The sequence below is a fragment of the Pseudomonas putida genome (assembly GCF_001636055.1).
Taxonomy (GTDB): Bacteria; Pseudomonadota; Gammaproteobacteria; order Pseudomonadales; family Pseudomonadaceae; genus Aquipseudomonas; species Aquipseudomonas machongensis.
Genome location: NZ_CP011789.1, coordinates 4,904,661 through 4,922,228 on the forward strand (window position 1 = coordinate 4,904,661; position 17,568 = coordinate 4,922,228).

Annotated in this window: 19 protein-coding genes; 3 read left to right on the forward strand and 16 right to left on the reverse strand. The window is 62.3% G+C overall.

What is annotated here, in order from left to right:
* Positions 1 to 52: 52 nt before the first annotated feature.
* The 5 genes from AB688_RS22090 to AB688_RS22110 form a co-directional block, all read right to left on the reverse strand.
* The gene (locus tag AB688_RS22090; RefSeq protein ID WP_063545906.1) at positions 53 to 613 is read right to left on the reverse strand and encodes a phage baseplate assembly protein V; all 561 of its coding nucleotides are present in this window, start codon (positions 611 to 613) and stop codon (positions 53 to 55) included.
* Complete coding sequence (locus AB688_RS22095; protein WP_063545907.1) at positions 610 to 1,107, reverse strand: hypothetical protein; 498 nt, start codon at positions 1,105 to 1,107, stop codon at positions 610 to 612. Before AB688_RS22095 ends, AB688_RS22090 begins: the two co-directional genes overlap by 4 nt.
* Before the next feature lie 11 nt (positions 1,108 to 1,118).
* Complete coding sequence (locus tag AB688_RS22100) at positions 1,119 to 1,442, reverse strand: phage holin family protein (protein ID WP_054891048.1); 324 nt, start codon at positions 1,440 to 1,442, stop codon at positions 1,119 to 1,121.
* Between the two features lie 540 nt (positions 1,443 to 1,982).
* A complete protein-coding gene (locus AB688_RS22105) occupies positions 1,983 to 2,717 on the reverse strand; it encodes a LexA family transcriptional regulator (protein ID WP_063545908.1) in 735 nt (244 codons plus the stop codon).
* A gap of 64 nt (positions 2,718 to 2,781) precedes the next feature.
* Complete coding sequence (locus AB688_RS22110; RefSeq protein WP_063545909.1) at positions 2,782 to 3,222, reverse strand: hypothetical protein; 441 nt, start codon at positions 3,220 to 3,222, stop codon at positions 2,782 to 2,784.
* A 147-nt stretch (positions 3,223 to 3,369) separates the two neighbouring features.
* On the opposite strand from AB688_RS22110, the gene mutS reads away from it, so the two are divergent.
* Complete coding sequence (gene mutS, locus AB688_RS22115) at positions 3,370 to 5,940, forward strand: DNA mismatch repair protein MutS (protein WP_063545910.1); 2,571 nt, start codon at positions 3,370 to 3,372, stop codon at positions 5,938 to 5,940.
* 136 nt (positions 5,941 to 6,076) lie between these two features.
* Positions 6,077 to 6,400, forward strand: a complete 324-nt coding sequence (fdxA, locus tag AB688_RS22120; RefSeq protein WP_054891051.1) for a ferredoxin FdxA — start codon at positions 6,077 to 6,079, stop codon at positions 6,398 to 6,400.
* Between the two features lie 503 nt (positions 6,401 to 6,903).
* Here the strand turns inward: fdxA and rpoS are convergent.
* The 8 genes from rpoS to AB688_RS22160 all read right to left on the reverse strand — a co-directional run bounded on the left by rpoS (position 6,904) and on the right by AB688_RS22160 (position 14,063).
* Positions 6,904 to 7,911, reverse strand: coding sequence for an RNA polymerase sigma factor RpoS (rpoS, locus tag AB688_RS22125; RefSeq protein WP_054891052.1), 1,008 nt, complete (start codon positions 7,909 to 7,911; stop codon positions 6,904 to 6,906).
* A 109-nt stretch (positions 7,912 to 8,020) separates the two neighbouring features.
* Entirely contained in the window at positions 8,021 to 8,881 is an 861-nt protein-coding gene (locus AB688_RS22130; RefSeq protein WP_063545911.1) for a peptidoglycan DD-metalloendopeptidase family protein, read from the reverse strand.
* Between the two features lie 188 nt (positions 8,882 to 9,069).
* Entirely contained in the window at positions 9,070 to 9,708 is a 639-nt protein-coding gene (locus tag AB688_RS22135; RefSeq protein ID WP_162714454.1) for a protein-L-isoaspartate(D-aspartate) O-methyltransferase, read from the reverse strand.
* 41 nt (positions 9,709 to 9,749) lie between these two features.
* Complete coding sequence (surE, locus tag AB688_RS22140) at positions 9,750 to 10,499, reverse strand: 5'/3'-nucleotidase SurE (RefSeq protein ID WP_054891055.1); 750 nt, start codon at positions 10,497 to 10,499, stop codon at positions 9,750 to 9,752.
* Positions 10,487 to 11,545, reverse strand: a complete 1,059-nt coding sequence (gene truD, locus AB688_RS22145) for a tRNA pseudouridine(13) synthase TruD (protein ID WP_063545912.1) — start codon at positions 11,543 to 11,545, stop codon at positions 10,487 to 10,489. The genes surE and truD overlap by 13 nt, the downstream gene beginning before the upstream one ends.
* A complete protein-coding gene (gene ispF / locus AB688_RS22150; protein ID WP_054891057.1) occupies positions 11,542 to 12,015 on the reverse strand; it encodes a 2-C-methyl-D-erythritol 2,4-cyclodiphosphate synthase in 474 nt (157 codons plus the stop codon). Before ispF ends, truD begins: the two co-directional genes overlap by 4 nt.
* Before the next feature lie 72 nt (positions 12,016 to 12,087).
* A complete protein-coding gene (gene fghA / locus AB688_RS22155) occupies positions 12,088 to 12,942 on the reverse strand; it encodes an S-formylglutathione hydrolase (RefSeq protein WP_063545913.1) in 855 nt (284 codons plus the stop codon).
* Positions 12,943 to 12,950: 8 nt separating this feature from the next.
* Positions 12,951 to 14,063, reverse strand: coding sequence for an S-(hydroxymethyl)glutathione dehydrogenase/class III alcohol dehydrogenase (locus AB688_RS22160; protein ID WP_009686067.1), 1,113 nt, complete (start codon positions 14,061 to 14,063; stop codon positions 12,951 to 12,953).
* 106 nt (positions 14,064 to 14,169) lie between these two features.
* Between AB688_RS22160 and AB688_RS22165 the strand changes: the two genes are divergently transcribed.
* A complete protein-coding gene (locus AB688_RS22165; protein WP_054891059.1) occupies positions 14,170 to 15,066 on the forward strand; it encodes a LysR substrate-binding domain-containing protein in 897 nt (298 codons plus the stop codon).
* 31 nt (positions 15,067 to 15,097) lie between these two features.
* Here AB688_RS22165 and ispD read toward each other — a convergent pair whose 3' ends face one another.
* The 3 genes from ispD to eno all read right to left on the reverse strand — a co-directional run bounded on the left by ispD (position 15,098) and on the right by eno (position 17,529).
* Positions 15,098 to 15,805, reverse strand: a complete 708-nt coding sequence (gene ispD / locus AB688_RS22170) for a 2-C-methyl-D-erythritol 4-phosphate cytidylyltransferase (RefSeq protein ID WP_063545914.1) — start codon at positions 15,803 to 15,805, stop codon at positions 15,098 to 15,100.
* Complete coding sequence (gene ftsB / locus AB688_RS22175; RefSeq protein ID WP_054891061.1) at positions 15,802 to 16,083, reverse strand: cell division protein FtsB; 282 nt, start codon at positions 16,081 to 16,083, stop codon at positions 15,802 to 15,804. Before ftsB ends, ispD begins: the two co-directional genes overlap by 4 nt.
* A gap of 156 nt (positions 16,084 to 16,239) precedes the next feature.
* Positions 16,240 to 17,529, reverse strand: a complete 1,290-nt coding sequence (gene eno, locus AB688_RS22180) for a phosphopyruvate hydratase (RefSeq protein ID WP_054891062.1) — start codon at positions 17,527 to 17,529, stop codon at positions 16,240 to 16,242.
* Positions 17,530 to 17,568: the final 39 nt, after the last annotated feature.

The window sequence follows — 17,568 nt, forward strand, 5'->3', positions numbered from 1 at the left end:
GGTATCCATTGCGTTCTCCTGGCATGAAAAAGCCCGCGATGGCGGGCTGGGTTCAGTGTTTGTGGTTGGGCGTGTTGCCGGCGGTATCGATGATCCGCCCGCCGCCGTTGATGTCGCCGCTGACAGTCAGCGGGCCGTTGACCGTGACCTTGCCGGTCAGGGTGATGCTCGAGGCCTCGAGGGTGATCGCGCCGTCACTGACCACCAGAGTGCTGGCACCGACCTTGATGCGTGCGTTGCCGCTGGGCAGTTCGATGTCATAACGCCGGGCCTGCCAGTCGTAGGTCAGCGAACCGCCGTCATCGAAGCGCCAGACCTCGGCGTGCTCGCGGTTGTCTGGCGGGAGGCCGGCATTGCCATACAGCCCGGCAAAAAAAGTACCTTGCGCCGGTTCGCCACTGGGGCTGAGCAACACGCCCTGCTCACCCAGACTTGGCGCCCGCCAGTGCCGAGCCTTGCCCGCCGCCTGGGCATGCCAGCGCACCCAGGCGCTGGTCCAGCCGCCACCATCGGACACCCGGACCCGGGCAGCGGCCAAATCCACCGCCACCACACGACAGGGAATCACCAGGGTGGCGAGCATGCGGTCATGCGTGGCGCTGACGTAGCTCATGCCAGGTCCTCCGGGGCGATGTACTGGCTTTCATTGCCGGGCCCCGTGTCTGGACTGAAGCCCAGCCGGAGGCTGCCTGGCGGTTGGTCGGGCCAGTGCCATTGCAGTTCGCCCAGCAGCACCGGCTGGTCCCAGCGCACGCGCCAGCCAGCCCCGGCGAAGAACGCCCGTAAATTGCGGCTGGGCTCGACGAAGTCGAGCCCCCATAGCTGCTGGCGCAACAGGTCCATCAGTTGCGCGGCCAGCACACTGCCCTGCAGGCGTGCCTCGGGGTTGGCGGCATCGGGGGTGATGTCCGCCTCGAAGGTGGTGACCAGCACCGAGCGTCCATCCCTGGGCGCAGCATCGGCAGTCATGCGCACGATGCCATGGCGCAACGCAGGCAATGCCGGGGCATGTCCTACTTCCGTATAGGCATCGACCGATGCCAGCTCCGGAATCGCCTCTCGAATCGTTGCGGTCAAGGCCGCATGCAAGGTGGCCAGTTCGCTCATGTGCCGCACTCCTATCGTTCGTCCTTCAAACCAAGGCGCCTGGCTGCCCAGCGTTCGTAGAGGCCGATGGCCACATCGGCCCCCGCCATCGCGGTCAGGCACCCGAAGGCGCTGGCGCTCCAGATCGACATGCCACTGGCATACAGCAGCATCACCGTCGACACCCCGCAGACCATGCAAGCCCCCGAGCGCAGCGCCAGCCGCCGCAGCAGCGACCAGCCTCGGGCACCGGCCTTGTCGGCCCGCCACATCTCGCCGGAAAGCCCTCCCAGCAATGCCAGGACGATCACCAGCCAGAGCGGCATCTCCAGCAACGCCTGTTGCTCGTTCGTCACTGTCCTGTCTCCTGTGTCATGGCCACCGGCGAGTGCCGGTGGATCCCTTGCCGTATAACGCGGCATTCCAAAAGGCCCGTCCGTGCAGGCCCTTCAGTAATGCGTTGTCGAACCGTCGGTCACATCTGGTGACACCGACCGGTTCCGCTTCAAATTTGTGACTCCGACCGCGGCCACCTGCCCGCCGGATAACTGATCGTGGTGCTTTACGCTGCACACCCGGGCCAGTTGCCAACCCTCTGAACAGTCAAGGCCTGTTCATCGCTGCCTGTGTAACAACCGGTTGCTGTCCGGCTTGAGATACAGGCTATGCACTGATGCATATGCAGTCAATGCATTTTTGAAAAAATTTATGCATGAGGAGTTGCTTAAATGCATGAAGGCCTTGTCGGGTATGGCTTGTAGGGCTTTTCAGAGAGCCTAAAAATTTTGTAGGCCGGGTAGAGTTTGTGGCGACGGGGATGAAAGGCGGGAGGCGGGGATATTTCGTATGCATGAAAAAACCCGCCGAAGCGGGTTTTTATACAGCGGATTTGCGGGTCAGCGTGCGTACATGCCCCACCAGAAGACATGCCCGAGCAGGCTGATCTGCTCTTCCTGCATCTGCTGGAAACTGTAGTCTTCGTCGGGATGTTCATCGCGGTTGAAGCTGCGCAGGCGTATGCCGGTGGGCAGGCGATAGACCTGCTTCACCCGCAGCTGGCCATTGTGGTTGATGGCGTAGAGATCGCCATCGATGATGTCGCCAATGGCACATTTGCCGGTGTTGACGCCGACCGTCGCACCATCGCGTAGCACCGGCAGCATGCTGTTGCCGCGCACCGTGACGCACTTGGCCTGGTCGAACTGCACACCATTGTGGCGCAGGCTGCGCTTGCCGAAACGCAGGCGCGCGCGCTCGCTTTCCTCGATGACGAATCTTCCTGATCCTGCTGCCAATTCGACCTCTCGAAGAAATGGAACGGACACCTCGTCATCCTCGACGGGGGTTTCATCGTCCCACAGGCTGATGTCGCTCAGGTCCACATGACCATGCATGGGCTGCGCTTCGCGGGACTCACCCAGCTCTATGCGGCCACGCAACTGATCGGTGCTCACGCCGAAGTATTCGGCGATCCTGGAGACATGCTTGTCTGACGGATCGACAATTTTCTCGCTGAGGATCCGAGACAGGGTGGATTGCGGTACGCCCGTGCGCCGGTGCAGCTCCGTCGGGGACAGGCCGTGGCGATCGAGCAGTTCTCTGAGTACAGTGGCTACGTTGCGCTTTTGCATAAAATGCATATTGCTGCAGATCGATGGGAAATGCAAATGCATACAGCGCGCCCTGCACACGCGATCATTCAGGGATACCCGTCACCGCGTGCACCGCCCGCATCGCGCAAGGCGGACGCGCGCCCAGCGGTTCGATCTGCTCGCACTTGCGCAGCAACGGCAATGCGTCGCTGAACTTGATTGCAGCGACAGTCTCGGCATGCTGCTGAGACAGGAAACAGTGCTCGAAGCGATAGGCCGCATACACATCGGCCTGCACCGGCTCATTGTCATAGACTTCACTCACGATCTCCCGCAGCAACTGGCGGGTCGGCTCGTCAAGCTTGGTCGGTATCCCCTGCAGCAACTGCTCCCGCGGTGTCCCGTCAGCCCGTGCCTGGACGACATGCCGCGAAGCCTCTATCGACGCCTGCATACCCTGCGGGAAAGGGCACTGTGCAGCCGCCATGACCGGTAACGGCAGGCTCAAGCCTGCGACCATCAGATAAAACGCCACCCTTGGCATGGAATTCCTCGTGCTGTATTCGGGCCTGTCCGGAAAATCGACAAATCATAGCGGTGCCCTGCCCTTTGTGTCCTGCAGCAGGCGAAAAAAGCCTGTACCATTGCGGGTTTCGAAATTGCCACCAGACCACCTGTTTCAAGGCCCTGAATGTCTGATCTCTCCGCACACACGCCAATGATGCAACAGTACTGGAAGCTGAAGAACCAGCATCCAGACCAGCTGATGTTCTACCGCATGGGCGACTTCTACGAAATCTTCTACGAAGATGCGAAGAAAGCCGCGAAACTGCTGGACATCACCCTGACCGCACGCGGTCAGTCGGCGGGCCAGTCGATCCCCATGTGCGGGATTCCGTTCCACTCGCTGGAAGGCTACCTGGCCAAGCTGGTCAAGCTCGGCGAATCGGTGGTGATCTGCGAGCAGATCGGCGACCCGGCCACCAGCAAGGGCCCGGTTGAGCGCCAGGTAGTGCGTATCATCACGCCGGGTACGGTCAGCGACGAGGCGCTGCTCGACGAGCGCCGCGACAACCTGATCGCCGCCCTGCTGGGTGACGAACGCTTGTTCGGCCTCGCTGTGCTGGACATCACCAGCGGCAGCTTCACCGTGCAGGAGATCAAGGGCTGGGAAAACCTGCTTGCCGAACTCGAGCGCATCAACCCGGTGGAGCTGTTGATTCCCGACGACTGGCCCCAGGGCCTGCCGGCAGAGAAGCGCCCGGGAGCGCGCCGTCGGGCTCCGTGGGACTTCGATCGTGACTCGGCGCGCAAGAGTCTGTGCCGGCAGTTCGCGACCCAGGACCTCAAGGGCTTCGGCTGCGACAAGCTGACCCTGGCCATCGGCGCCGCCGGCTGCCTGCTGACCTACGCCAAGGAAACCCAGCGCACCAGCCTGCCGCATCTGCGCAGCCTGCGCCATGAGCGCATGGATGACACGGTGATTCTCGACGGCGCCAGCCGCCGCAACCTCGAGCTGGACATCAACCTGGCCGGTGGCCGCGACAACACGCTGCAGTCGGTCATCGACCGCTGCCAGACAGCGATGGCCAGCCGCCTGCTGAGCCGCTGGCTGAACCGCCCGCTGCGCGACCTGAAAGTCCTGCAGGCACGCCAGGATTCGATTCGCTGCTTCCTCGACGGCTACCGTTTCGAGAAGCTGCAGCCGCAACTCAAGGAAATCGGTGATATCGAGCGGATTCTCGCCCGTATCGGCCTGCGCAACGCCCGCCCACGTGATCTGGCACGCCTGCGCGATGCCCTTGGCGCCCTGCCCGAACTGCAGAACGCCATGGCCGAGCTCGAGGCCCCCCACCTGGCCCGCCTGGCGGCGATCACCGGCACCTACCCGGAGCTGGCCAGCCTGCTGGAGCGGGCAATCATCGACAACCCGCCTGCGGTGATCCGCGACGGCGGCGTGCTCAAGACCGGCTACGACAGCGAACTCGACGAACTGCTGGCCATGAGCGAGAATGCCGGTCAGTTCCTGATCGACCTCGAAGCCCGTGAGAAAGCCCGCACCGGGCTTGCCAATCTCAAGGTCGGCTACAACCGTGTGCATGGCTATTTCATCGAGCTGCCCACCAAACAAGCCGAACAAGCGCCGGGCGACTATATCCGCCGCCAGACGCTCAAGGGCGCCGAGCGCTTCATCACGCCTGAACTCAAGGCGTTCGAAGACAAGGCGTTGTCGGCCAAGAGCCGCGCCCTGGCCCGCGAGAAGATGCTCTACGATGCACTGCTCGAGACCTTGATCAGCCACCTCGCGCCGTTGCAGGACAGCGCTGCGGCGCTGGCCGAACTGGACGTGTTGAGCAACCTCGCCGAGCGCGCACTGACCCTGGACCTGAACTGCCCGAGCTTCGTCGACGAGCCGTGCCTGCGCATCGAGCAAGGGCGTCATCCAGTGGTCGAGCAGGTACTGACCACGCCGTTCGTGGCCAACGACCTGGGCCTGGACAACAACACCCGCATGCTGATCATCACCGGTCCGAACATGGGCGGTAAATCCACCTATATGCGCCAGACCGCATTGATCGTGCTGATGGCGCATATCGGCAGCTTCGTGCCGGCAGCGCGCTGCGAACTGTCGCTGGTGGACCGCATCTTCACCCGCATCGGGTCCAGCGACGACCTGGCCGGCGGCCGCTCGACCTTCATGGTAGAGATGAGCGAGACCGCCAACATCCTGCACAATGCCACCGACCGTAGCCTGGTACTGATGGACGAGGTCGGCCGCGGCACCAGTACCTTCGACGGCCTGTCGCTGGCCTGGGCCGCTGCCGAACGTCTGGCGCAGTTGCGCGCCTACACCCTGTTCGCCACCCACTACTTCGAACTGACCGTACTGCCGGACAGCGAGCCGCTGGTGGCCAACGTGCACCTGAACGCCACCGAGCACAACGAGCGTATCGTGTTCCTGCACCATGTGCTGCCAGGCCCCGCCAGCCAGAGCTATGGCCTGGCAGTGGCGCAACTGGCGGGCGTGCCGTCGCAAGTCATCCTGCGCGCTCGCGAACACCTGGGCCGCCTGGAAACCGCCAGCCTGCCCCACGAGGCGCCGGTGACCAAAGCCAAGGGCGAACCGCACGTGCCGCACCAGAGCGACCTGTTCGCCAGCCTGCCCCACCCGGTCATCGAGAAGCTGGGCAAGCTGGCACTGGACGACATGACGCCTCGCCAAGCTATCGAAATGCTATATCAACTGAAAAACCTGTTATAACGGCCAGCCGCGCAAGCTGGTAGAATCCGCCGCGGTTTGCCGGAGCTGCAGGTTATTAGCCTGGCCTGCAGCCAATGTGAACCGCGCTGCCCTGGAAGGAAGGGCACGCTGCCGTCGCCTGAGGAGAAAATTAGAAATGACCTTCGTCGTCACCGACAACTGCATCAAATGCAAGTACACCGACTGCGTGGAAGTCTGTCCGGTGGACTGCTTCTACGAAGGCCCGAATTTCCTGGTCATTCACCCGGACGAGTGCATCGACTGTGCGCTGTGCGAGCCCGAGTGCCCGGCACAGGCCATTTTCTCGGAGGACGAAGTGCCTGCGGGGATGGAGAACTTCCTCGAGCTCAACGCCGAGCTGGCTGAGATATGGCCGAACATCACCGAGCGTAAGGATCCCCTGCCGGACGCTGAAGAATGGGATGGCAAGCCAGGCAAGATCGCTGATCTGGAGCGCTGATCGCTGCAGTGACGAAAAAAGGCCCGCAAGGGCCTTTTTTGTGCCTGGCATTCGAGCTCATGCAAGCCCGAGCGAGGAGAAATCGCAGGCAAAAAAAAGGGGCGGTTTGACCCGCCCACATTTTTTCCGTAGTCCCTGCTTGTCCCATTCATCATCCTGATGAATCGCATCCTGCGATGTCCTTGGCGATCATCCTTGAAAGCCTGTGCCAGTCCGTCGGCACACTTCAGATACTAGCGATTTCCCCAGCGCGAGCAACCTGCGCACCTCACAAGATGCTACAACTGACACATTTGCAAATATCAAAAAAATCCATGATTTTCAGAGAGTTAAGAAAATATCGTTGCTGAAAAAGGCAATTGTTTACTCTTGGTGGTAGCGAAGGCTTACACCACGAGTAAGCGATCTCTTACACGCCAAGCAACAGCGCTAGCAGGTTGAACAATTTCCCAGGCAAAAAAATGCCCCGAGGTCATCGGGGCATTCTGTTTGCGCGCAGCAGCTTATTGGAACAGCGACTCGCTGGACAGGCCGTTCTTTTCCAGGATCTCACGCAGACGCTTGAGCCCCTCCACCTGGATCTGCCGTACACGCTCACGGGTGAGGCCAATCTCCAGGCCAACATCCTCAAGCGTACTGCTCTCATGGCCACGCAGACCGAAACGGCGAATCACCACCTCCCGCTGCTTGTCGGTCAGCTCGCCCAACCATTGGTCGATGCTCTGCGACAGGTCGTCGTCCTGCAGCAACTCACACGGATCGGTGGGGCGGTCATCGGTAAGGGTGTCGAGCAGCGTCTTGTCCGAATCCGGGCCCAAGGACACGTCGACCGAGGAGACACGCTCGTTGAGCCCAAGCATGCGCTTGACCTCAGCCACTGGTTTCTCCAGCAGCCCGGCAATTTCTTCGGGGGACGGCTCATGGTCGAGCTTCTGGGTGAGCTCGCGCGCAGCGCGCAGGTAGACGTTGAGCTCCTTGACCACGTGGATCGGCAGGCGAATGGTGCGGGTCTGGTTCATGATCGCCCGTTCGATGGTCTGGCGGATCCACCAGGTCGCGTAGGTCGAGAAACGGAAGCCGCGCTCCGGATCGAACTTCTCCACGGCGCGGATCAACCCCAGGTTGCCCTCCTCGATCAAGTCGAGCAGCGACAGGCCGCGATTGACGTAGCGGCGGGCAATCTTAACGACCAAACGCAGGTTGCTTTCGATCATGCGTTTGCGGCCGGCCGGGTCGCCCTTCTGCGACAGGCGCGCGAAGTGCACTTCCTCTTCCGGGGAGAGCAATGGCGAGAAACCGATTTCGTTGAGGTACAGCTGCGTGGCGTCGAGCGCACGGCTGTAATCGATGTACTTGTGCTGCTTGAGCGATGAGCCCGTTTTGGCCCTGGTCCGAACCGAAGGTACAGCAGGTTCGTCTGACACCACATCCGTTTCCAAAACGATACCTGTCTCCATCAAGAGGAGGTCATCGTCGATGTCAAACTCCGGCACTTCTTTGCTGAGAGCCATTGTTATAGTCCTTTGCTGAGTTCGAACCTCAGACTCTAGCGGCGCCTGATTCCCTGGCAGCGCTAAAGCCTGTCCCCTTTACGTCTTCAGGAACAGGCTGGTGCAACAATCAACGGCGTGGCAGGAACTGGAGTGGGTCGACGGGTTTGCCCTGGCGGCGAATCTCGAAATGCAGCTTCACCCGATCAGTGCCCGTAGACCCCATTTCTGCGATCGTCTGCCCTGCCTTGACCTGCTGCCCCTCCCGAACCATGAGCCTGCGGTTGTGGCCGTAGGCACTGACGTAGGTATCATTGTGCTTGATGATGATGAGTTCGCCGTAGCCCCGCAAGCCACTCCCGGCGTAAACCACCGCACCATCAGATGCAGCAAAAACAGGCTGTCCCAAATCTCCGGCGATATCAATGCCTTTATTCAAACTACCGTTTGAAGCGAATTTTCCAATCAGCACGCCGTTCGCCGGCCAAGTCCAGCCCCCCACCGCACGCTCTGCGGCCGGCACCTGGGTGACGGTCGGAGCGGCTGTGGCAGGGGAAGCTGTTGCCGGCTTGTCGCTATTTGTTACTGGCGGGGTCTGCGTACCAACCGGACGGCGAATGACCGTGGTCCTGCTCGACGACGAGGGACCGGACGATACGACGGTGGTGGAGCCTCCAGCGCCGCTGCTGAAACGAATCGGCTGGCCAGGACGGATGGTGTAGGGCGCCGAGATGCCATTGCGCGCGGCCAGCTCCTTGTAGTCCCAGCCGTAGCGGAAGGCGATGGAGAACAGGGTATCGCCAGGTTTGACCACATACTGCCCCGAGGTCACGGTCGGACGCTTGGGTGCCGCGTTGTTGCGATCGACCACCCGAGCGCCACTGGAGCCGGTGCTGGAGCATCCCGCCAGCAAGGTTCCCATGGCCAGCGCAATCACCAGAAGCTTGAAAACCGACCGATCCTTGCGCTGCCGAATGATTGTGTGACCCACCCGCGCTCCCCTCATGGTGCCGAAAACTGGATATGACGATATGCAATATTGTTTCAATTATAACCGAGCCCGACCCGCTTGGGTGGCCCGTACGGGCGCTGTCATTCTGGCGGGGTTTGCCTCACCCCGCCAGATAGACAAGCCCGCGGCGCAAGAATTCGTTACAACCGCACATATTCCGTCGGCCGTCAGGCCAGTGGCCCGTTGAGAAGCGGCACGAAGCGTACGGCGCCCAGCACCCGGCGCGAGAAGCCCTGCTCCTCACGAACGATCAGCAACAGTTGCTGTGCTTCGCCCGCCGCCCCTACCGGAATCACCATGCGTCCGCCGGGTGCCAACTGATCGAGCAAGGCCTGGGGGACTTCCGGCGCCACCGCGGTGACGATGATGGCGTTGTAAGGCGCCAGCGCCGGCCAGCCTTCGCAGCCGTCGCCCCAACGAAACACCACGTTACGCAGGTTGAGCTCAACCAGACGCTCCTTGGCACGATCCTGCAGCACCTTGATCCGCTCGACCGAAAACACACGCTCGACCAGCTGCGCCAGGATGGCCGTCTGGTAACCAGAACCGGTGCCGATCTCCAGCACCTTGTCCAGCGGGCCGGCCTCCAGCAGCAGTTCGCTCATGTGCGCAACCATGAATGGCTGGGAAATCGTCTGGTTATGGCCGATCGGCAGCGCAGTATCTTCATACGCCCGATGGGCCAAGGCTTCATCGACGAACAGGTGGCGAGGGGTGCGGCGAATGGTCTCGAGCACCTTGGTGTTCGACACGCCCTCTTCATACAAGCGTTGAATCAGGCGCTCCCGGGTACGCTGGGAGGTCATGCCAATGCCGCCACGGCGCTGCAGATCATCCTGTTCGCGCATCAAAGCAGCCCCTCCAGCCAGCCATCGAGGCGCTCGAAGGCATCGTTGAAGGTGCGATCCAGTTGCAGCGGCGTGATCGATACATAGCCTTGCATCACTGCATGGAAGTCAGTGCCTGGGCCGCCGTCCTCGGCGTCACCGGCCACGGCGATCCAGTACCCTTCCTTGCCACGCGGATTGACGACCTTGGTCGGTGCGGCCGCACGTGCCCGATGCCCCAGACGGGTGAGGCGTATCCCGCGGATATGCTCCAGCGGCAGGTTGGGGATGTTGACGTTGAGCACGGTACGCGCCGGCAGTTCCAGGCGCGACTGCGCCTCGACCAGGCGCCGGGCGATATGGGCGGCGGTGGGCAGGTTGTCCGGCAGGCGCGACAGCAACGAGAACGCCAGCGAAGTGCCGCCGAGAAAGCGGCCCTCCAATGCAGCGGCGACCGTGCCGGAGTACAGCACGTCGTCGCCCAGGTTGGCGCCCAGGTTGATACCGGAGACGACCATGTCTGGCGTTTCCGGCAACAGGCCATTGAGCCCCAGGTGCACGCAATCTGTAGGCGTGCCGTTGAGGCTGATGAAACCGTTGGCCAACACCTGTGGGTGCAGTGGCCGGTCGAGCGTCAGCGAACTGCTGGCGCCGCTTTTGTCTTGATCCGGGGCGATCACCACGCACTCGGCGTAGTCCTGCAGCGCACCGTGAAGCGCAGCGAGGCCGGGGGCGGTAACACCGTCGTCGTTGGAAATCAGAATACGCATGGGCTTTCCGTCTGCCCTGCCGGCACCAGATCCACAAGTTCGCGCACCACCACGGTGGCGAAGCATCCGGCCGGAAGGACGAATTCCAGTTGCAGGATATCAGGCTCGGGATAATGCCACGTCAGCCGCCCAATAGGGAGCCGCAGGATGCGCCGTTCGTGATCCAGTCCTGCCCTGCCCAGCCATTTGCAGAGTGCCGGATGGCGCTCACCGACTGCCGTTTCCAGCGCCGCGGTCCCGCCCGCGCTTGACGGAAGACCCGCGCCCCACAGGGGTCCGGTGGGATGAAGGTCGAGAATTGCCAGCCGAGGATCGGAGCATTCCTGCTCGCCAGCCGGAAAAAAGCTACGGCTATCCGTGAAGGCCAGAAGATCGCCAACCTGCGCCTGGTTCCAGCTTCCGTCCGCCACTCGCGCCGCCAGAACCTGATTGAACAGGTAGCTGCGTCCCGCAGACAGCAGCCGCGAACGCACATTGCGCTGCTCCGGCAGCGCCTCTCGAGACGCCCAGTCGAGTGCATCGTGGACGTTTCCGCCGGCATGACCGAAGCGCTGGGTACCGAAATAGTTCGGTACGCCTTGCACCTTGAGCTGTTCCAGACGTGCATCCAGCGCCTGGTGATCGGCGCTCAGTGCCGTCAGTCGCAGGGTGAAACCATTGGCCGAGTGCGCGCCGCGCTGGAGTTTGCGCTGGTGACGCACCTGTTTGAGCACGCGCAGGCTGTCGTCTTCGGCACGGGACAGGTCAGGATCGGCCTTGCCCGGCAGATGCAGACTGAACCACTGCCGGGTCAACGCCTGACGGTCCTTCAGGCCGGCATAACTGATGGCACGAACCGGCACACCGGCCGCGCGCGCCAGGCGTCGGGCCGCTTCCTCGGTGTTCAGGTCGCGCTTCTCGACCCACAGCCACAGGTGCTCGCCTTGACCGGACAGTGGGATGTCGAGCACTTCATCGACCTGAAAATCATCGGCGACCGCCTTGAGCACGGCGCGGCCAAGGGCCTCGCCGCTGGCGCGCGGGCCCAGCAGTTCCAGTTCGGTCATGCTGGCAGCAACAGGGCGACCGCATGCACGGCGATGCCCTCCTCACGGCCAGTGAAGCCGAGCTTTTCCTCGGTGGTCGCCTTGACGTTGACCTGGTCGAGCTCGACCTGCAGGTCCTCGGCGATGAAGCGGCGCATGGTGTCGATGTGCGGCGCCATCTTCGGCGCCTGGGCGACGATGGTGGCGTCGACGTTGCCCACCTTCCAGCCCTTGGCCTGCACGACGGCCACCACATGACGCAGCAGCACGCGGCTGTCAGCGCCCTTGAACTGTGGGTCGGTGTCAGGAAAATGCTTGCCGATGTCACCCAGCGCTGCAGCGCCAAGCAAGGCATCGCTCAGGGCGTGCAGCAGCACATCACCATCGGAATGGGCCAGCAGGCCGTATTTGTGGGGAATACGCACCCCGCCCAAGGTAATGAAATCACCGTCAGCAAAACGGTGCACATCGTAGCCGTGGCCAATACGCATAGAAAAACGCCCTGATTGAGTCAGGGCGTGATTCTACCTGCTTTGGCCGCTATTGGGGCCGCTGCTGCAACACTACACCCGCCCAAGTGCGACGGCGTGATGACGCAGGTGCTCATCGATGAAGCTGGCAATGAAGTAGTAGCTGTGGTCATACCCCGGCTGCAGCCTCAGGGTCAGTTCATGCCCCGCTTTACGCGCCGCCTGCTCCAACGTTCCAGGCTTGAGCTGCTTGTCGAGGAAATCATCGCGATCGCCCTGGTCGACCAGCAACGGCGGACACTGGCCAGCCGGGGTTTCGGCCAGCAGCACGCTGGCATCCCATTCACGCCAGCGCGCGCGGTCTTCACCCAGGTAGCGCGAGAAGGCTTTTTCGCCCCACGGGCAATCCATCGGGTTGCTGATCGGCGAGAACGCCGACACCGATCGGTAGCGCCCCGGGTTGCGCAGGGCGCAGACCAGCGCCCCATGCCCGCCCATCGAATGACCACTGATACTGCGCTGATCGGACGCAGGGAAATGCGCCTCGATCAACGCCGGCAGCTCCTGCACCACGTAATCGTGCATGCGGTAATGCTGGGCCCAGGGCTGCTGGGTGGCATTGAGGTAGAAGCCGGCGCCGAGCCCGAAATCCCAGGCCCCCTCCGGATCGCCGGGCACCTGCTCGCCACGCGGGCTGGTGTCGGGCGCAACGATGATCAGGCCTAGCTCGGCGGCCAGGCGCTGAGCGCCGGCCTTCTGCATGAAATTTTCGTCGGTGCAGGTAAGGCCACTGAGCCAGTACAGCACCGGCAGTTTCTCGCCCTGCTCGGCCTGCGGTGGCAGGTAGACGGCGAACACCATGTCGCAGCCCAGCACCTTGGAGTGATGCTTGTAGCGCTTGTGCCAGCCGCCGAAGCTCTTCTGGCAGGAGATGTTGTCCAGGCTCATAGCTGACCTCAGAAGTGGATCACGCTGCGGATGCTTTTGCCTTCATGCATCAGGTCGAAGGCCTTGTTGATGTCCTCCAGACCCATGGTGTGGGTAATGAAGGTGTCCAGCGGAATCTCGCCCTTCTCGGACATTTCCACGTAACTTGGCAACTCGCTGCGCCCACGCACGCCGCCGAATGCCGAACCACGCCATACCCGGCCGGTAACCAACTGGAATGGACGGGTGGCGATTTCCTGGCCCGCGCCGGCCACACCGATGATCACCGACTCGCCCCAGCCCTTGTGGCAGCACTCGAGCGCCGCACGCATCAGTTGGACATTGCCGATGCATTCGAAGGAGAAGTCCACGCCGCCATCGGTGAGGTCGACGATCACTTCCTGGATCGGACGATCGTAGTCCTTCGGATTGATGCAGTCGGTGGCGCCCAGCTGGCGGGCGATCTCGAACTTGGCCGGGTTGATGTCGATGGCGATGATGCGCGAGGCCTTGGCCTTCACCGCACCGATCACCGCCGACAGACCAATGCCGCCCAGGCCGAAAATGGCCACGGTGTCACCCGGCTTGACCTTGGCGGTGTTGAGTACCGCACCGATACCGGTGGTCACGCCGCAACCGAGCAGGCAGACCTTCTCCAGCGGCGCTTCCTTCTGGATCTTGGCCACGGAGATCTCCGGCAGAACGGTGTACTCGGAGAAGGTCGAGGTGCCCATGTAGTGGAACAGCTGCTGCCCTTTGTAGCTGAAGCGGGTGGTGCCATCAGGCATCAGGCCCTTGCCCTGGGTGGCGCGGATGGCCTGGCACAGGTTGGTCTTGCCCGACAGGCAGAATTTGCACTTGCCACATTCCGGGGTGTACAGCGGGATCACGTGGTCACCAACGGCCAGCGACGTGACACCCTCACCCACCGCTTCGACGATTGCCCCGCCCTCGTGGCCGAGGATCGACGGGAAGATACCTTCCGGGTCCGCGCCGGAGAGTGTGTAGGCATCGGTATGGCAGACACCGCTGGCGACCACGCGCAGCAGCACCTCGCCCGCCTTGGGCATGGCCACGTCCACTTCGACGATTTCCAGGGGTTTCTTGGCCTCGAAGGCAACAGCGGCGCGGGACTTGATCATGAAGGGCTCCAAGCTAGGTATCGGTTCAAGTCACCAGTGTAATTCATGCTTTTTTGATGAATAATCCGGGCAAATGCAAAACATTATTGCCACGCAGGGATAATCAATGAGCAGTCGCTGGGAAGGAATCGACGAGTTCGTCGCGGTCGCCGAGTCGGGCCAGTTCACCGCGGCCGCCGAACGACTGGGGGTTTCTTCATCGCATATCAGCCGACAGATCGCTCGCCTGGAAGAACGCCTGCAAACCCGCCTGCTGTACCGCAGCACCCGGCGCGTGACCCTGAGTGAGGCCGGGCAGACGTTTCTGCAACACTGCCAGCGTTTGCAGGATGGCCGCGAAGAAGCGCTGCGCGCGATGGGGGACCTGGCCAGCGAACCCAAAGGTCTGCTGCGCATGACCTGCGCGGTGGCCTACGGCGAGCGTTTCATCGTGCCACTGGTGACTCGTTTCATGGCGCTGTATCCACAGTTGCGCGTCGAGGTGGAGCTGAGCAACCGTACGCTGGACCTGCTGCACGAGGGCATGGACCTGGCTATTCGCCTGGGACGCCTACAGGATTCACGCCTGGTGGCCACGCGCCTCGCACCGCGGCGCATGTACCTGTGTGCATCGCCAGCGTATCTGGAGCGTTACGGCCGACCGCACAGCCTGTCGGAACTGGCACGGCACAATTGCCTGGTGGGCAGTTCGGACCTGTGGGTACTGCAGCAGGATGGCCGTGAAATCAGCCAACGGGTCCAAGGCAACTGGCGCTGCAACAGCGGCCAGGCGGTACTCGACGCGGCGCTGCAGGGAATGGGGTTGTGTCAGTTACCGGATTACTACGTGCTCGAGCATCTGCATGCCGGGGCACTGGTGTCGCTGCTGGAGGCGCACCAACCGCCGAACACTGCGGTGTGGGCGCTGTATCCGCAACAGCGGCACCTGTCACCCAAGGTACGGCGGTTGGTCGACTATCTGAAGGACGGGTTGGCAGGATTGCCGGAGTATCAGCCAGGCTGAGCCCGCAAAGAAGCGGGCACAGGCTAAAGCCTCAGCTCCGCCCAGCCCAGCGCTGACGCAACCACTCCAAATCTTCCGGACGGGTCACCTTGATGTTGTCACTACGCCCTTCGATCAGCCGCGGCGCATGCCCGGCCCACTCAATGGCGGAGGATTCATCGGTCACTGCCACATCCGCCACCAGGCACTCGGCCAGCGCCCGGTGCAGCATGCCAAGCCTGAACATCTGCGGCGTGTAGGCCTGCCATATGGTGGTGCGGTCCACCGTGGCGCTGACCCGGCCACTCGCGTCGGCACGCTTGAGGGTATCGCGCGCAGGCACCGCCAGCAGCCCGCCCACCGGATCATCGGCCAGCTCCGACAGCAGCTTGTCCAGATCGCCGCGCGCCAGGTTCGGCCGCGCAGCATCGTGCACCAGCACCCAGTCATCGTCGGCCGCCCCTTGGGCGTGCAACAGCAACAGGGCATTCAATACCGAATCGGCACGCTCGCGCCCACCCGCTGCGCGCTGAATGCGCCTATCGTTCGCACAGCGCGAGCCAGGCCAGTAGGGATCTTCTTCGGCAACGCTGACCACCACCCCCTTGAGCGTGGGATGGTCGAGAAAACAGTCGAGGCTATGCTCGAGGATGGTCTGCCGGCCCAGTTGCAGATACTGCTTGGGGCGGTCGGCAGCCATGCGGGCACCAATGCCCGCGGCAGGAATCACGGCCCAGAAGGCCGGCAGTTCATGGATCATTTCTGTGGCAACTGGTAGAGGGTTTCGCCCTCCTTGACCATCCCCAGTTCATGACGAGCCCGTTCTTCCACGGTCTCCATACCTTTCTTCAACTCCAGCACTTCAGCGTCGAGCACGCGATTGCGTTCCAGCAGCCGTTCGTTTTCGGCATGCTGGTCGGCGATCTGCTGTTGCAGCTCGGCCACTTGCGCCAGGCTGCCATTACCGACCCAGAGGCGATATTGCAGGCCTCCGAGCAACAACAGCAGGACGAGGAACAACCAATAGGGACTGCGCATGAAGATATCCAGGGTAAAAGGCCGCCGCAGCGAGCTTCCGATAGCACGAAGCCTGGCCGAGGCCAGGCTTCGTCGACAGAAACCCGTTTGAAGGCGCTGAGCGCTCAGTGAGAACGCTCAGACAGCCCCGGCTGCTGCCTTTTTACCATCTCTTGCTCAGCCGCGAAACTCGGCACGGCCACGGTAGACGGCCTTGGCGCCCAGTTGCTCTTCGATACGCAGCAATTGGTTGTACTTCGAGACGCGGTCGGAGCGGCACAGCGAACCGGTCTTGATCTGGCCTGCAGCAGTACCGACAGCCAGGTCGGCGATGGTCGAGTCTTCGGTTTCACCGGAACGGTGCGAGATCACCGCGGTGTAGCCAGCGGCCTTGGCCATCTGGATGGCTTCCAGGGTTTCGGTCAGCGAGCCGATCTGGTTGAACTTGATCAGGATCGAGTTACCGATGCCCTTCTCGATGCCTTCTTTCAGGATCTTGGTGTTGGTCACGAACAGGTCGTCGCCGACCAATTGCACCTTGGCACCGATCTTGTCGGTCAGGATCTTCCAGCCAGCCCAGTCGGACTCGTCCAGGCCGTCTTCGATCGAGATGATCGGGAAGCGCTCGGTCAGGCCTTTCAGGTAGTCGGCGAAACCTTCGGCGTCGAACGACTTGCCTTCACCAGACAGGTTGTACTTGCCGTCTTCGTAGAACTCCGAAGCGGCGCAGTCCAGGGCCAGGGTGACGTCGGTGCCCAGCTTGTAGCCGGCCTTCTCGACCGCTTCGGCGATGGCCGCCAGGGCGTCTTCGTTGGAGGCCAGGTTCGGGGCAAAGCCACCTTCGTCACCCACGGCAGTGTTCAGGCCACGAGCCTTCAGGACAGCCTTGAGGTGGTGGAAGATCTCGGTGCCCATGCGCAGGCCGTCGGAGAAGGTCTTGGCGCCGACCGGCTGGACCATGAATTCCTGGATGTCGACGTTGTTGTCGGCGTGCTCGCCGCCGTTGATGATGTTCATCATCGGCACCGGCATCGAGTACTGGCCAGGGGTGCCGTTGAGGTTGGCGATGTGTGCGTACAGCGGCAGGTCCTGGTCCTGTGCAGCAGCCTTGGCAGCGGCCAGGGACACGGCGAGGATGGCGTTGGCGCCCAGCTTGGCCTTGTTCTCGGTACCGTCCAGTTCGATCATGGCACGGTCGAGTGCTTTCTGGTCGGAAGGGTCCTTGCCCAGCAGCAGGTCACGGATCGGACCATTGATGTTGCCGACAGCCTTCAGCACGCCCTTGCCCAGGTAACGGCTCTTGTCGCCATCACGCAGCTCCAGCGCTTCGCGCGAGCCAGTGGAAGCACCAGACGGCGCGCAAGCGCTGCCGATGATGCCGTTGTCGAGCAGCACATCGGCTTCCACGGTGGGATTGCCACGCGAATCGAGAACTTCACGACCTTTGATGTCGACGATCTTTGCCATTGTTGTAAGCACTCCAGAATTGACGAAAACAACGCAGCT